Source organism: Sphaerimonospora thailandensis, from assembly GCF_016863115.1.
Lineage (GTDB): Bacteria > Actinomycetota > Actinomycetes > Streptosporangiales > Streptosporangiaceae > Sphaerimonospora > Sphaerimonospora cavernae.
This window is the reverse complement of sequence record NZ_BOOG01000025.1, coordinates 1-12,373: the sequence shown is the minus strand read 5'-3', so window position 1 is coordinate 12,373 and position 12,373 is coordinate 1. Positions and strand designations below refer to the sequence as shown.

Here is a 12,373-nt window from a genome sequence, read left to right as displayed (position 1 = left end):
CCCACCCCCTTCGGAAGGAGCACAACCCATGGCCAACTACACCCCCACGGTCTACGGCACCGGAGTCAAGGCCACCATTCAGCGCATCGGCGGCCACCTCGCCGGGATGATCATGCCGAACATCGGCGCGTTCATCGCCTGGGGTCTGATCACCGCGCTGTTCATCCCCACCGGCTGGCTGCCCAACGAGTCCCTCGCCGAACTCGTCGGCCCGATGATCACCGTCCTGCTGCCGGTGCTGATCGGCTACACCGGCGGCCGGATGGTCCACGGTCAGCGCGGCGCGGTGGTCGGCGCGGTCGCCACCATGGGCGTGATCGTCGGCTCCGACATCCCCATGTTCCTCGGCGCGATGATCATCGGACCGCTCGCCGCCTTCGTGATCAAGCTCGTCGACGGGTTCACCCAGCAGCGGACCAGGGCCGGCTTCGAGATGCTGGTGGACAACTTCAGCGCCGGGATCGTCGGCGGCGCGATGGCCGTCCTCGGCGCGTGGGGCATCGGGCCGGTCGTGAAAGTGGTCACCGAGGCCGCCGGCGACGCGGTCGGCTGGCTGATCAACCACAGCCTGCTTCCGCTGGCCTCGGTGCTGATCGAGCCGGCCAAGGTGCTGTTCCTCAACAACGCGATCAACCACGGCGTGCTCGGTCCGCTCGGCGTCGCGGAGGCGGTCAAGGACGGCAAGTCGATCCTGTTCATGCTGGAGTCCAACCCCGGCCCCGGCCTCGGCCTCCTCCTGGCCTACCTGTTCTTCGGCCCCCGCTCGCTGCGTCCCTCCGCCCCCGCCGCCATGATCATCCATTTCCTCGGCGGCATCCACGAGATCTACTTCCCGTACGTGCTGATGAAGCCGCGGCTCATTCTCGCGGCGATGGCCGGTGGCGCGGCCGGCATCTTCACCTTCATGATCACCGGCGCCGGACTGGTCGCCACCCCGTCGCCCGGCAGCATCTTCGCCTACTTCGCGGTCACCCCCAAGGGCGGCTGGTTCGGCATGCTGGCCGGCGTCCTCGTCGCCACGGCCGTCTCTTTCGCCGTCGCCTCCGCACTGCTGGGCTTCGGCCGGGCGGCGGGCAAGGAGCAACCCGAAGCCGACATCACCACGTCCGCCACCCAGGAGGCCTGACCGACATGGCCGGCATCGAGAGCAAGGACATCCGCAAGATCATCGTGGCCTGCGACGCCGGAATGGGCAGCAGCGTGATGCTGGCCAGCCAGTTGCGCAAGCAGCTCAAGGGGCTGGGGATCGAGGTCGAGCACACCCCGGTCAACTCCATCCCCTCCGACGCCGACGTCGTGGTATGCCACGCCGGACTCGCCGACCGAGCGAGGCAGACCGCCCCCGGCACCGTGCTCATCCCCATCAGGATCTTCATCGGCGACCCGGCGGTCACCGCGCTCGTCGCCACGATCAAGAACGGCGGGACCGTGAATGCCTGAGGCGGCACCGCTCCCGCTCGACCCCCGCGCCGTCCGGCTCACCGCCTCGGCGGTGGGCCGCGACGACGCGATCCGCCAGTGCGGCCGGGCCCTCGTCGCGGTCGGCGCCGTCGCCGAGCCGTACGTCGACACGATGATCGAGCGTGAGCGCTCGATCTCCACCTATGTCGGGGAGGGCGTCGCGATCCCGCACGGCACCCTCGCCGGCAAGGACGCGGTCCACCACGACGCGATCTGCGTCCTGCGCTTTCCCGACGGCGTCGACTGGGACGGCGAGAAGGTCACCGTGTGCGTCGGCATCGCCGCCCGCGGGGACGGCCACGTACGGCTGCTCGCCGAGCTGGCCCAGATCCTGCTCGACCCGGAACGCGTCCACGCCCTGCGGGAGGCCACCCGGGTGGAGGACGTCGTCCGCCTGCTGCACCCGACACAAGAGGAGACCGCCGGATGAAGGTCGCCCGGTTCCACGCCCCCGGAGACATCCGCATCGAGGACGCGCCCGAACCCGTGGCGGGCCCCGGCGAGGTCAAGATCCGCGTACGGAACTGCTCCACCTGCGGCACCGACGCCAAGATCCTCAAGCATGGGCACCACCACATCAGGCCGCCCCGGGTGATGGGCCACGAGATCGCCGGGGAGGTCGTCGAGACCGACGTGCCGACCTGGTCGCCCGGTGACCGGGTCCAGGTCATCGCGGCCATCCCGTGCGGGACCTGCGCGGAGTGCCGCCGCGGCCGGATGACGGTCTGCCCGGCGCAGGAGTCGATGGGCTACCACTACGACGGCGGCTTCGCCGAATACATGGTCGTCCCGGCCAAGGTCCTGGCCGTCGGCGGCCTCAACCGCATTCCGGACGGGGTCGGCTTCGCCGAGGCATCGGTCGCCGAGCCGCTCGCCTGCGTCCTCAACGGGCAGGAACTGGCCCGGGTCGGCACCGGCGACGACGTCCTGGTCATCGGCTCCGGCCCGATCGGCTGCCTGCACGTACGGCTGGCCCGCTCACGCGGGGCGGCCCGGGTGTTCCTGGCCGACATCAACGCCGACCGGCTGGCGCTGGCCGCCGAACGGGTACGGCCGGACGCCACCGTGCATGGCGACAACACTGTACACGGCGCCGACATCACCGAACAGGTGCTCAAACTGACCGAGGGCCGCGGCACCGACGTAGTGATCACCGCCGCTGCCTCGAAGGCAGCCCAGGAACAGGCGCTGCGGATCGCGGCCCGCCAGGGACGGATCAGCTTCTTCGGGGGGCTGCCCAAGGACGACCCGATCATCGCCTGCGACTCCAATCTCGTGCACTACCGGGAGTTGACCATCGTCGGGGCGAACGGCTCGAGCCCGGCGCACAACGCCCGCGCCCTCGAACTGATCGCCGACGGGTCCGTGCCGGTCGCCGACCTGATCACACACCGGCTCCCGCTCGCCGAGGTCCTCGACGGCATCGACATCGTCAGCCGCGGCGCCGCCATCAAAGTCACCGTCGAACCCTGACCCCCCATCGCCCCCCCGCACTCCCCCACAGAAAGGTCCACGACCATGCCGGAGAGGACAGTGGTCATCGCCTCCCGCACGGGCCTGCACGCCCGGCCCGCGAAGATCTTCGTTGAGGCCGCGGCACGTCAGACGACACCGGTACGCATCCGGGTCGGCGACGGCGAACCCGTCCCGGCGAACAGCATCCTGGCCGTGCTGGCCCTCGGCGCCACGCAGGGCACGCGGGTCACCCTCGACGCGGACGGCCCCGGCGCCGACGCCGCGCTCGACGCCCTCGCCGATCTCCTCTCCCGCGACCTCGACGCAGGATGAGATCCCGATGAGCGAGCGCCGTACGCTGCGCGGGCTCGGCGTCAGCCCCGGTTCCACGGCGGGCCCGGTGCGCCGGATGGCGGGCCTGATCAGGCTTCCCGATCCCACCGTCGTCCCGCCGGACGACCGCGCCGCGGAACTCGAGAAGGCCGAACACGCGCTGCGGGAGACCTCCGACACCCTCACCGCGCTCGCCGCGAAAGCGGCCGAGCCCACCGCCCGGGAGATCCTGGAAGCGCAGTCGCTGATCGCCGCCGACCCCGGCCTGCGCGACTCGGTCGAGGAGAACACCGGCGCCGGGATGGACGCGGCCCACGCCATCGCCGCCGCCTGCGCCCACCACCGCCGGGCGCTGCTCGCGGCGGGCGGCTACTTCGCCGAACGCGCCGCCGACCTCGACGACATCGGAAACCGCGCGGTCGCCGCCGCGCTCGGCCTGCCCATGCCGGGCGTGCCCGACCCGGGACACCCCTTCGTGCTGGTGGCCGAGGACCTCTCCCCCGCCGACACCGCCACGCTCGACCCGGAGGCGGTGCTCGCACTGGTCACGGAGAAGGGCGGGCCGACCAGCCACACCGCCATCCTCGCCCGCGCCCGGGGACTGCCCGCCGTGGTCGCCTGCCCCGGCGCGGCCATGCTCGACGACGGCGAGGCCGTCGCCGTGGACGGCGCACTCGGCGAAATCCGCACGGGCGTCGGCCAGGACGAGGCCGCCGCGATCCGACAGCGCGCGGCCCGTGAGCGCGACCGCCTGCGGGCGAGCGGCGGACCGGGCCGCACCGCCGACGGCCACCCGGTGAAGCTGCTGCTCAACATCGGCTCCGCCGCCGATCTGGAGTCCGGTTTCTCCGCTGAGGGCGTCGGACTGTTCCGTACCGAGTTCCTCTTCCTCGACCGGCGCGAGGCACCCGGCCTGGACGAGCAGATCGCCGCCTACGAGGCGGTCTTCCGGGCCCTCCCCGGCGGCCGGGTGATCGTACGCACCCTGGACGCCGGCACAGACAAGCCACTGCCGTTCCTCAACCTGCCCGAGGAGATCAACCCCGCGCTCGGCATCCGCGGACTGCGGGTCGACCGCCTGCGCCCCGGTGTGCTCGACACCCAACTCGACGCGATCGTCGCGGCCGCCCGCTCCACCGGCGTACGACCATGGGTGATGGCCCCCATGGTGACCACGGCGGCCGAAGCGGCCGCCTTCGCCCGCAAGGCCGGGGCCAGAGGGATCACCGACGTCGGCGCGATGGTCGAGGTGCCGGCGGCCGCGCTCCAGGCGTCCCGCCTGCTGGCCGAGCTCGGCTTCCTCAGCATCGGCACCAACGACCTCAGCCAGTACACCTGCGCGGCGGACCGTCAGCACGGTGACCTGGCCGACCTGCTCGACCCGTGGCAGCCCGCGCTGCTGCGGCTGGTCGCCGAGTGCGCCGCGGCCGGCGAGCGGGCGGGCAAACCCGTCGGAGTGTGCGGAGAGGCCGCGGCCGACCCGCTCCTGGCCGTCGTCCTGGTCGGCCTCGGCGTGACGAGCCTGTCCATGTCGGCGCCCAGCATCCCCGCCGTACGGGAATCCCTGGCCCGGCACACGCTCGAGGAGTGCCGGGCGGCGGCCGGAGCGGCCCTGGAGGCCGGCGATCCGGCCGAGGCGCGACGTTCTGCGCGGAGCGGGTCAGACTAGCTGATCGAGGGCGATCTCGAACGCGGTGCTCGCCACGCCCGTGCGCGCCGGAGAACTCTCATGGCAGCGCCTGAGGGCGGACTCGATCGTGGCCGAGATGTCGCTGAAGATCGCCTGGTCGGTGATCTCGACGCCGTCCCGCATGAGGAGGGCGAAGGTACGGGCCATGCCGGAGTTGGCGATGAAGTCCGGTACGACGGCGACGCTCTTGTCGGCGTGCTCGTACGTCTGCCCGTAGAAGATCTCGGGATCGGCGAACGGCACGTTGGCGCCGCAGGCGATGACCTCGAGCCCCCGCGTCGTCATACGGTCCACCTGGTCCCGGGTGACCAGGCGGGAGGCCGCGCAGGGCAGGAAGACCTCGGCTCCGACGTCCCAGATGGCCTCGTCGATCTCGGCGTACGGCACCAGGCCGTCGGCGCGCAGCGTGTTGCCGTCCTTGGCGAGGAACAGTTCGCGGATCTCGTCGAAGCCGTACCCTGCCGGGTTGACGATGCCGCCGTCACGGTCGATCACGCCGACCACCCGCGCGCCCGACTGGGCGGCGTAATAGGCGGCAGCGGAGCCGACGTTGCCCCAGCCCTGCACGATGACCCGCTTACCGGCGATGTCCCCGCCGTAGACGGCGTAGTAGTGCCGCACCGACTGCGCGACGCCCCACCCGGTGATCAGGTCCGCGACCGAGTGGCGGCCGGCCGGATCCGGGGTGAGGCGCGGGTCCGCCACGACCTTGGCCACGCCCAGCCGGAGCTGTCCGACCCGCCCCACGAGCTCTCGGTCCCTCGCGTCGAAGTGACCCCTGACCACACCCTCCTGCGGATGCCACAGCCCGAGGCTCTCGGTGATGGGCACGACCTCCTGCATCTCGTCCACGTTGAGGTCGCCGCCGGTGCCGTAGTAGGTCTTCAGCAGCGGAGTGACCGCCGTGTACCAGCGGCGCAGGACGTCGTTCTTGCGGGGGTCGCGCGGGTCGAAGTCGATGCCGGACTTGGCGCCGCCGATCCGCGGCCCGGACACGGTGAACTTGATCTCCATCGTCTTGGCCAGCGACACGACCTCATCGCGGTCGAGCCCGGGGCGCATCCGGGTCCCGCCGCCCGCGGCGCCGCCCCGCAACGAGTTGATCACCACCCATCCCCTGGCGGGCGTCTCAGCATCGTGCCATTCGAAAACGATCTCAGGGGCCTTGTTCTCGAACTGGGTGAGCAGGTGCTTCATGTCCTGTTCCTGTTTCTCCTGTGCCTGCCCATCCCGAGAGGGGGAGGGACGGGATCTTGCGCATATTGTGATCCGATGCGCGAAGAGCTGCGCAAGAGAACGCTGACCAGCTACACGATGTGCTGGGTTTGCCCGACATTCCGGGCATTCTGCTATACATTTCGCCCAGTACGCTCCGCGCTATCACGCCGGCGGATGGGCGGCCAGCAGCGCGACGTCGTCGTCGAAGGCGCCGCCGGGGTGGGCCAGCAGGGCGTCGCACATCCGCGCCAGCGGATCGGCGGCGTGGGCGGTGGCGATGGCGGCGATCTGGTCCATCCCCTGGCTCAGGGGGCGATCGCGGTGTTCGACCAGGCCGTCGGTGTACAGCAGCACGGCGGCGCCGCACGGCAGCCGAGCGTGGTTGTCGGGCCTGGGCAGGTCCGGATCGACACCCAGCGGGACGCCGGTCTCGGCGTACAGATAGCGGGCCGGCTCGCCCGGGACGGCCAGCAGGGGCGGCAGGTGCCCGGCGCTGGCCCAGCTCAGGCGTCCGCCGGACCCGGTGGCCGATTCCAGGCGGGCGACGGCGACGGTGGCCATCGGCCCCCCGTACATCCGGTCCAGGACCCGGTCCAGGTGGCGCAGGATCCCACTGGGCGAGTCCGGCTCGTCGAACGCGATGACGCGGAGCATGTTGCTGATCTGGCTCATCACGATGGCGGCCCGCACGTCGTGGCCCATGACGTCCCCGATCACCAGGCAGGGCACCCCGTCGGGCAGGCGGAACACGTCGTACCAGTCACCCCCGATGCACGGCGCCCTGCTGGATGGCTGGAACCGGGCCTGCAGTTCCCAGCCCTCCAGGTGCGGCATCTCGGGCAGCAGTTGACGCTGGAAGTCCTCGGTGGCCCGGCACGTCCGCCGGTAGAGGCGCGCGTTCTCGATCGCCACGCCCGCCGCGCCGGCCAGCGCCGTCACCACCTCCTGATCCGCGTCCGTGAACGGGCCGCCCACCTTCTCGGCCAGGTAGATGTTCCCGTAGGTCGCCTGACGGACCCGGATCGGCACCCCCAGCAGGGTGGTCATCGCGGGATGCCCTTCAGGGACGCCGGACGCACGGGGATGGGCCGGCAGGTCGTCCACGCGCAGTGGCCGCGGATCGCGTACCAGCTCACCCAGCAGTCCGCTGCCGTGGGGCAGTTCATCACCCCGCGCAGCGAAGTGATCATGACAGAACCCCGAGCTGATCATCGCGGTGAACTGCCCCGTCTCGCTCAGTACGCCCAGGGCGCCGTAGCGGGCATGCACCAGATCCCGGGCGGCGTCCACGATCCTGTGCAGGACCGGCTCGAGTTCCAGCTCCGCACTGATCGCCAGCACCGCGTCGAGCAGCCCCCGCAGCATGTCGTACTGGCGTTCGAGTTGTCGCAATCCGGCCTGGATACGATCCAGCTCTCCATCTGGCTGATCGAACAGATGCCCGGCCTGTGATGCCATGCGCCCCTCCTTTCCCACTGATCAGGCCGATGCCGCCCCGCTCAGTGTGATCATGGAGATCACCCCCGTAATCCGCCTTCTGAGCGGAATGTTTCACCTGCCGCTCTGTCGGGAATCCTGTCCCGTTCAGTTACCCCGAAACTCCCCCACCGGGTGCTGAGGGGTGAGGAGGTGCGCGATGTTGGTCCGCGAGGTGATGACGGCGCCGGTGGTGACGGTGCCGCGCACGTGGACGGCGACACAGGCCGTCCGCCTGCTCTGCGAAAAGGACATCACGGCCGCGCCGGTGGTCGACGAGAGCGGCCGGATGATCGGGATCGTCAGCGAGATGGATCTGCTGCGCGGCGAACTCGAGGCGGACCCCCGGGCCTATCTCCACTTCGCGGCCGCATCGGACGCGCGGCCGGCCCTGGAGGTCGAAGAGGTGATGACCCCGAACGTCAAGACCGTCCGGGAGGACACCGACGTGCTGGAACTCGTCGAACTCCTGGTCACAATGGGGATGAAGAGCGTTCCGGTCGTGCGGGGCGACGAGCTGGTGGGCATCGTGAGCCGGCGCGACCTGATGAGAATGCTGGCAGCAGGGGGGGACGATGCGGATCAGTAACGTCTACCGTCCGATGATCTTCGGATGCCAGGCCGACGAGCGCCTGCCCCAGGTGGCGCGGCGGATGACGGAGAGAAACGTCGGGGCACTTGCCGTGCTCGAGGGCGAGCAGGTCACTGGAGTGATCACCGAGCGCGACCTGGCGGAGGCGATGGCCACCTGCCGGGACCCCGTCACCGTGACGGCCGCCGCGTTCGCCTCGACGGAGCTGCGTACGGCGCGGCTCGACGAGGACACCCGCGACGTCGCCCGCCGGATGCTGGAGGCCGGAGTACGGCACATGCCGGTGGACGAGGACGGACGCCTGGTGGGCATGGTGTCGATGCGTGACCTGCTCGCCGTGGAGACCTGGGCGTCCTAGCTCAGGACAGGCGCGCGAGGTAGCCGTTGTCGGCCAGCCAGCCGACCGACACCTCTCCCTGGTCGTTCGCCGGCGCGCCGGGGATGTACTTGGCGAGCGTGTGCAGTTGCAGTCCCTCACCGGGCTGCTGGAACGCCGGAGCGATCGGGCCCGCGTCGACCCGGAACGCACGGATCACTTTGTAGGCGTGGTAGTTGCACTTGTGCGCGAGATCACCGCTGAACGTGTTGAGGTTGCTCGGCGGCAGCGCCCGCTGCGCGTACGGCGTGCCGAGCGGCGAGAGAAACGCCCCCGACTCGCCGCCGAACCGGTCGACCTTGTACCCCACCGGGAGGAGCTTCGTGTACACGATCGGCTTGGCGTTGCCGAACCCTTCGGGGTGCGCGAAGCCGAAATCCGGCGGGTAGTTGTAGAAATCGGTCTTCTCATTGAAATAGCGGTCGAGGAATTCCGTCGGGGGCAGTCCACCGTACAGGGTGTAACCCCGCACGATCTCGCCCAGTGGGCCCCTGGTCGGGAGGAGTTCCGGCCCCAGAGACTTGTTTCCCAGCACGTACGGCGGACCGCATACGTCCGTCTTGGACTCCCGGTCGCCGGGGGGCGGCGTGGGCTTCCGGTTATTCGCCGCCTTCGACGAGAGCGTCACTTCCTGGTCGAGCCCGGCCGGGCTCGCGCCGGGGGTGTCGTCGTCGGAGGCCAGGGCCAGAGCCGGAGCGGCGGTGAAGGCCGCGGCCGCGAGGGCGAGCGCAGCCACCAGCGGTGACCGTCGAAGGAAATTGCGCACGAATTCTCCCGAAAAGGGTGCACAAGGTGTGCGATCGGACAGATTCGCATCAATCGGTAAATCAGCGGAGGAAGTTACCTGCCGATGATCTGAGATGCGATTGATCCGTGCGTACCCGGCCGACTTTAAAACGCATCACCGGCCATTGTCCAGCGCAGCGAAAAACACCCGAAGCACAGTCGGAAAGAAAGCGAGAAATGCCGATAACGGGCAATGAAAGGCGTATCACGGAGAGTGGAGAGATCCCGCAATTCACCCGAAGCCGGCCGCCGCCCTGGGCAATATGACGGAAGACCGGCCCGTTGAGCAACGGCCCGGCCTTCTGGGGCAACACGAACGTGATGGGCGATACCAAACCGAAGCGGCGGTAGGCGGCGCGGCCCTGCTCTCCAGCGCTTTTCATGTCGTCAGTGGGGGTTCGCGGCGCCGAGCACGGGACGCTCGGCATGCTTGGGCGTGACCATGACGCCGGAGATTCGGCTGGCGAGCGCGAGGGCGGCCGGGATGGGGTTGTCGATCCAGTCATCGGCGTCTGGATCGATGCCGAGCTCGCGAAGATGCTGGTTGAGCCGATCCGGTTCGGTGCCCCACCGGGTTCCGGGACAGCTCGGATCGAGGCCGGTGACGAGTTCACCGTCGAAGGCGTAGGCGAAGTCGTGCCTGGCGGCATAGTCATGTCGCATCACCGCTACGGTCTCGCCGCCTTCGCGGGACAGCTCACCCATGACGTCGCGCTCCACGCTGCGCCAGCCGCAGTCCTCGATCAGGATGCTCCAGTCCCCGGCCTGTTTCACCGTGACAATGTCGGCACTGTGCGGATCGCTGTACTCCTCCGGGCCGATCAGGCGGATGTTCTCGGGGGCGGCACCCAGGCGACGCAGTGCCTCGTGCTCGCCGACTCCCCTGACGAAGGTGATCGTGTAGATCGGTCCCAGCGGGCCCTCGTCCTGCCATGCGTAGTCCTCCGGCGATGCGCCGGGCGTGCGGGCCGTGGCCCGTACCAGTTCGATCTTCCCGGCCTGCTCATACGCTTCCGGGTTGGCCGCGAAGAAGGCGTCGACGAGCTCATACGCGACCCGGCCACGATCGCTGACCTGGTGTCCGTTGGCCCGCGCCCACTCCCGGATCGCCAAGCTGATGTCACGCCCGTAGGCGAGCCGGGTGACGCGGAGTGGAGTGAAGTCGTCATCGGACATGATCGGAAACTACCGATGTTCTCAACGCCTGGCAACGGATCGATCTCCAACGGCGGGATCACGGCTCTCGGGCCATGTCCTTCACCGCGTAGATTTCCAGCTGTTGTCCCGGAGGTGTAGGTCAGGAACGCGATCTCGTCGGGACCCAGCCGTCGGTGGCGCTGCGTCCCTGTACTACACGAGGAACTTCCAGCAGGTCGGTCGTTCCCGGGAACGGGACGCGCTCGATCCCGAGAAGACCCACTTGTCGTCTCGGGTCACTTATCCATGGTTTACGGGAACGATGTCCTTGCCCAGCGGCATCAGCGAGATCGGGATCATTTTGAGGTTCGCGATCCCCAGCGGGATGCCGATGATCGAGATGAACAGCGGGATCGCGGTGGCGATGTGCCCGATCGCCAACCAGATCCCGGCGAAGATCAGCCAGATGACATTAAGGACGGCGTTCACAGGGCTCACTGTCCCACCCGGCCGGACTCAGCAGGTAGTGGAGGCTCCGGGGGTCAGATCGGGGTCAGACGATCGAAAAGCCGGATCCTCGCTCTTAGGATCCGGCCGTTGACCTGGGAAAATATGGTGGGCGATACTGGGATCGAACCAGTGACCTCTTCGGTGTGAACGAAGCGCTCTCCCGCTGAGCTAATCGCCCGGGACGACCGGCGCCTTGCGGTGCCGACGGGGAAAACCATACCGCACCATCGGGGGTGCTGGCGAAAGGACGCCCGTCGCGGAGGAGGTTCCCCGGACCGCCCCCGGCGTGACGGTCTGGTGGCATAGCATCGTGATGCTCCATGCTCGACCGATACGCACCACCTACCCGTAACGACGGCGCAAGGAAGGCCACATCGACGCGCAAACCAGAGGTAAGTATGTGCCTGTCAGCGATGTATGAGCAGGTAGATGACCGAATGTCAAGCTGTGATGTGCGTTACAGAAGGGCCTGGAGGCGGAATCTTTCCTACGGGTCTCATCGTTCGCCTCGTAGCACGAGCAGCGGACGGAGCCCGTCCGAGCAGCGAAAGCCCCCGCCAGGGGACCCGACGACGAAGAGGTTTGGCTGACGATGAACAGCACCACCGTCTCTGCCGAGCTGGGCCTTCGGCTTGTGGTCCCCGACCGTACGACCGTCCCGCTGCTCGCCGGGCTGAGCTACACCGCGGACGACCCGTACGCCATCCGGATGGCGTTCCATGTGGGGAACGACGAACCGGTCGAGTGGATCTTCGCTCGCGAGTTGCTGACGGTGGGCATCGTGCGTCGTGTGGGAGACGGGGACGTCGAGGTCTGGCCGGCCCGCTCCGACCGGGAGCGATCGCTGCACATCAGCCTCACCTCCCCCTTCGGGCAGGCCCTGTTCGAGGTGCCCCTCGCCCCGCTGACCGAGTTCCTGCACCGCACTTATGAGCTGGTCCCGGCCGGCCGCGAGACCGACTTCATGGATCTCGACGAGGAGCTCGGCAACATGCTCTGGAGCTCCTAGTCCCGGCGCTAGCTTCCAAACCGTTACGAAACTTGCCCGCATCGGCCTCTCGCGCCGCATAGCCTCCGAAGTGGATCATCTCTTCCCTCCGGAGGGTGCGCGATGAGTCGACCGAAGCCGCTGATCGCGCTGGCCGGGCTCCTCCTCATGACCGCCGCCTGCACCACGGCCCAGCCTTCATCCCAGCCTTCATCGCAACCCCCGTCCCAGCAATCGGCCCCACCCTCGACGGACGAGATCAAGCACAGCGCGAACATGAAGCTTGTCGCCAACGTGCCGCTCGATCCGCCGTTCGACGGGCCGAACGCGTGGGGCACCGATCTGGTGGCC

At 69.0% G+C, this 12,373-nt stretch carries 15 protein-coding genes, 1 tRNA gene and 1 pseudogene; 10 read left to right on the top strand and 7 right to left on the bottom strand.

The window, feature by feature from the left end:
• Nucleotides 1-28: 28 nt before the first annotated feature.
• The 6 genes from mtlA to ptsP are packed head-to-tail and all read left to right on the top strand — an operon-like array spanning nt 29 to nt 4,918.
• Nucleotides 29-1,126 carry a PTS mannitol transporter subunit IICB gene (mtlA, locus tag Mth01_RS14850; RefSeq protein ID WP_204016438.1) on the top strand — a complete coding sequence of 366 codons (1,098 nt, stop codon included), beginning with the start codon at nt 29-31 and terminating at the stop codon, nt 1,124-1,126.
• A gap of 5 nt (nt 1,127-1,131) precedes the next feature.
• Complete coding sequence (locus Mth01_RS14845; protein WP_204016437.1) at nt 1,132-1,440, top strand: PTS sugar transporter subunit IIB; 309 nt, start codon at nt 1,132-1,134, stop codon at nt 1,438-1,440.
• On the top strand, nt 1,433-1,891 hold the full coding sequence (locus tag Mth01_RS14840; protein WP_204016436.1) for a PTS sugar transporter subunit IIA: 459 nt from the start codon (nt 1,433-1,435) through the stop codon (nt 1,889-1,891). Before Mth01_RS14845 ends, Mth01_RS14840 begins: the two co-directional genes overlap by 8 nt.
• Nucleotides 1,888-2,934 carry a zinc-dependent dehydrogenase gene (locus Mth01_RS14835; RefSeq protein WP_204016435.1) on the top strand — a complete coding sequence of 349 codons (1,047 nt, stop codon included), beginning with the start codon at nt 1,888-1,890 and terminating at the stop codon, nt 2,932-2,934. The genes Mth01_RS14840 and Mth01_RS14835 overlap by 4 nt, the downstream gene beginning before the upstream one ends.
• 45 nt (nt 2,935-2,979) lie before the next feature.
• The gene (locus tag Mth01_RS14830; RefSeq protein ID WP_204016434.1) at nt 2,980-3,249 is read left to right on the top strand and encodes an HPr family phosphocarrier protein; all 270 of its coding nucleotides are present in this window, start codon (nt 2,980-2,982) and stop codon (nt 3,247-3,249) included.
• A gap of 7 nt (nt 3,250-3,256) precedes the next feature.
• On the top strand, nt 3,257-4,918 hold the full coding sequence (ptsP, locus tag Mth01_RS14825; protein WP_204016433.1) for a phosphoenolpyruvate--protein phosphotransferase: 1,662 nt from the start codon (nt 3,257-3,259) through the stop codon (nt 4,916-4,918).
• Here the strand turns inward: ptsP and Mth01_RS14820 are convergent.
• Nucleotides 4,910-6,136: a Glu/Leu/Phe/Val dehydrogenase dimerization domain-containing protein gene (locus tag Mth01_RS14820; protein WP_204016432.1), complete on the bottom strand. Its 1,227-nt coding sequence runs from the start codon at nt 6,134-6,136 to the stop codon at nt 4,910-4,912. The two genes, ptsP and Mth01_RS14820, sit on opposite strands and share 9 nt — an antisense overlap.
• 183 nt (nt 6,137-6,319) lie before the next feature.
• Entirely contained in the window at nt 6,320-7,615 is a 1,296-nt protein-coding gene (locus tag Mth01_RS14815; protein WP_239089671.1) for a PP2C family protein-serine/threonine phosphatase, read from the bottom strand.
• A gap of 178 nt (nt 7,616-7,793) precedes the next feature.
• Between Mth01_RS14815 and Mth01_RS14810 the strand changes: the two genes are divergently transcribed.
• Both Mth01_RS14810 and Mth01_RS14805 read left to right on the top strand, forming a co-directional pair.
• Complete coding sequence (locus Mth01_RS14810; RefSeq protein WP_204016431.1) at nt 7,794-8,222, top strand: CBS domain-containing protein; 429 nt, start codon at nt 7,794-7,796, stop codon at nt 8,220-8,222.
• Nucleotides 8,209-8,583 carry a CBS domain-containing protein gene (locus Mth01_RS14805; RefSeq protein ID WP_204016430.1) on the top strand — a complete coding sequence of 125 codons (375 nt, stop codon included), beginning with the start codon at nt 8,209-8,211 and terminating at the stop codon, nt 8,581-8,583. Before Mth01_RS14810 ends, Mth01_RS14805 begins: the two co-directional genes overlap by 14 nt.
• 1 nt (nt 8,584) lies before the next feature.
• On the opposite strand, the gene Mth01_RS14800 is transcribed toward Mth01_RS14805, so the two are convergent.
• The 5 genes from Mth01_RS14800 to Mth01_RS14780 all read right to left on the bottom strand — a co-directional run bounded on the left by Mth01_RS14800 (nt 8,585) and on the right by Mth01_RS14780 (nt 11,212).
• Nucleotides 8,585-9,367 carry a TNT domain-containing protein gene (locus Mth01_RS14800; protein WP_204016429.1) on the bottom strand — a complete coding sequence of 261 codons (783 nt, stop codon included), beginning with the start codon at nt 9,365-9,367 and terminating at the stop codon, nt 8,585-8,587.
• Between the two features lie 61 nt (nt 9,368-9,428).
• Nucleotides 9,429-9,770: a hypothetical protein gene (locus Mth01_RS14795; protein WP_204016428.1), complete on the bottom strand. Its 342-nt coding sequence runs from the start codon at nt 9,768-9,770 to the stop codon at nt 9,429-9,431.
• Nucleotides 9,771-9,774: 4 nt separating this feature from the next.
• Complete coding sequence (locus Mth01_RS30140) at nt 9,775-10,563, bottom strand: DUF6461 domain-containing protein (protein ID WP_204016427.1); 789 nt, start codon at nt 10,561-10,563, stop codon at nt 9,775-9,777.
• A 261-nt stretch (nt 10,564-10,824) separates the two neighbouring features.
• Nucleotides 10,825-11,013: a YccF domain-containing protein gene (locus Mth01_RS14785; RefSeq protein ID WP_407695947.1), complete on the bottom strand. Its 189-nt coding sequence runs from the start codon at nt 11,011-11,013 to the stop codon at nt 10,825-10,827.
• A 124-nt stretch (nt 11,014-11,137) separates the two neighbouring features.
• A tRNA-Val gene (locus Mth01_RS14780) sits at nt 11,138-11,212 on the bottom strand.
• Nucleotides 11,213-11,626: 414 nt separating this feature from the next.
• Between Mth01_RS14780 and Mth01_RS14775 the strand changes: the two genes are divergently transcribed.
• Nucleotides 11,627-12,043 (top strand): SsgA family sporulation/cell division regulator, encoded by a 417-nt coding sequence (locus Mth01_RS14775; RefSeq protein ID WP_204016425.1) that lies wholly within the window; start codon nt 11,627-11,629, stop codon nt 12,041-12,043.
• 102 nt (nt 12,044-12,145) lie between these two features.
• Nucleotides 12,146-12,373: pseudogene (locus Mth01_RS14770) on the top strand (hypothetical protein); the annotation flags it as partial.

Bases quoted from the DNA above. Each gene is read 5' to 3' on its own strand.
- Mth01_RS14845 (WP_204016437.1), top strand. From the start codon at position 1,132: ATGGCCGGCATCGAGAGCAAGGACATCCGCAAGATCATCGTGGCCTGC.
- mtlA (WP_204016438.1), top strand. From the start codon at position 29: ATGGCCAACTACACCCCCACGGTCTACGGCACCGGAGTCAAGGCCACC.
- Mth01_RS14805 (WP_204016430.1), top strand. From the start codon at position 8,209: ATGCGGATCAGTAACGTCTACCGTCCGATGATCTTCGGATGCCAGGCC.
- Mth01_RS14840 (WP_204016436.1), top strand. From the start codon at position 1,433: ATGCCTGAGGCGGCACCGCTCCCGCTCGACCCCCGCGCCGTCCGGCTC.
- Mth01_RS14810 (WP_204016431.1), top strand. From the start codon at position 7,794: ATGTTGGTCCGCGAGGTGATGACGGCGCCGGTGGTGACGGTGCCGCGC.
- Mth01_RS30140 (WP_204016427.1), bottom strand. From the start codon at position 10,563: ATGTCCGATGACGACTTCACTCCACTCCGCGTCACCCGGCTCGCCTAC.
- Mth01_RS14830 (WP_204016434.1), top strand. From the start codon at position 2,980: ATGCCGGAGAGGACAGTGGTCATCGCCTCCCGCACGGGCCTGCACGCC.
- Mth01_RS14820 (WP_204016432.1), bottom strand. From the start codon at position 6,136: ATGAAGCACCTGCTCACCCAGTTCGAGAACAAGGCCCCTGAGATCGTT.
- Mth01_RS14775 (WP_204016425.1), top strand. From the start codon at position 11,627: ATGAACAGCACCACCGTCTCTGCCGAGCTGGGCCTTCGGCTTGTGGTC.
- Mth01_RS14835 (WP_204016435.1), top strand. From the start codon at position 1,888: ATGAAGGTCGCCCGGTTCCACGCCCCCGGAGACATCCGCATCGAGGAC.
- Mth01_RS14795 (WP_204016428.1), bottom strand. From the start codon at position 9,770: ATGAAAAGCGCTGGAGAGCAGGGCCGCGCCGCCTACCGCCGCTTCGGT.
- ptsP (WP_204016433.1), top strand. From the start codon at position 3,257: ATGAGCGAGCGCCGTACGCTGCGCGGGCTCGGCGTCAGCCCCGGTTCC.
- Mth01_RS14815 (WP_239089671.1), bottom strand. From the start codon at position 7,615: ATGGCATCACAGGCCGGGCATCTGTTCGATCAGCCAGATGGAGAGCTG.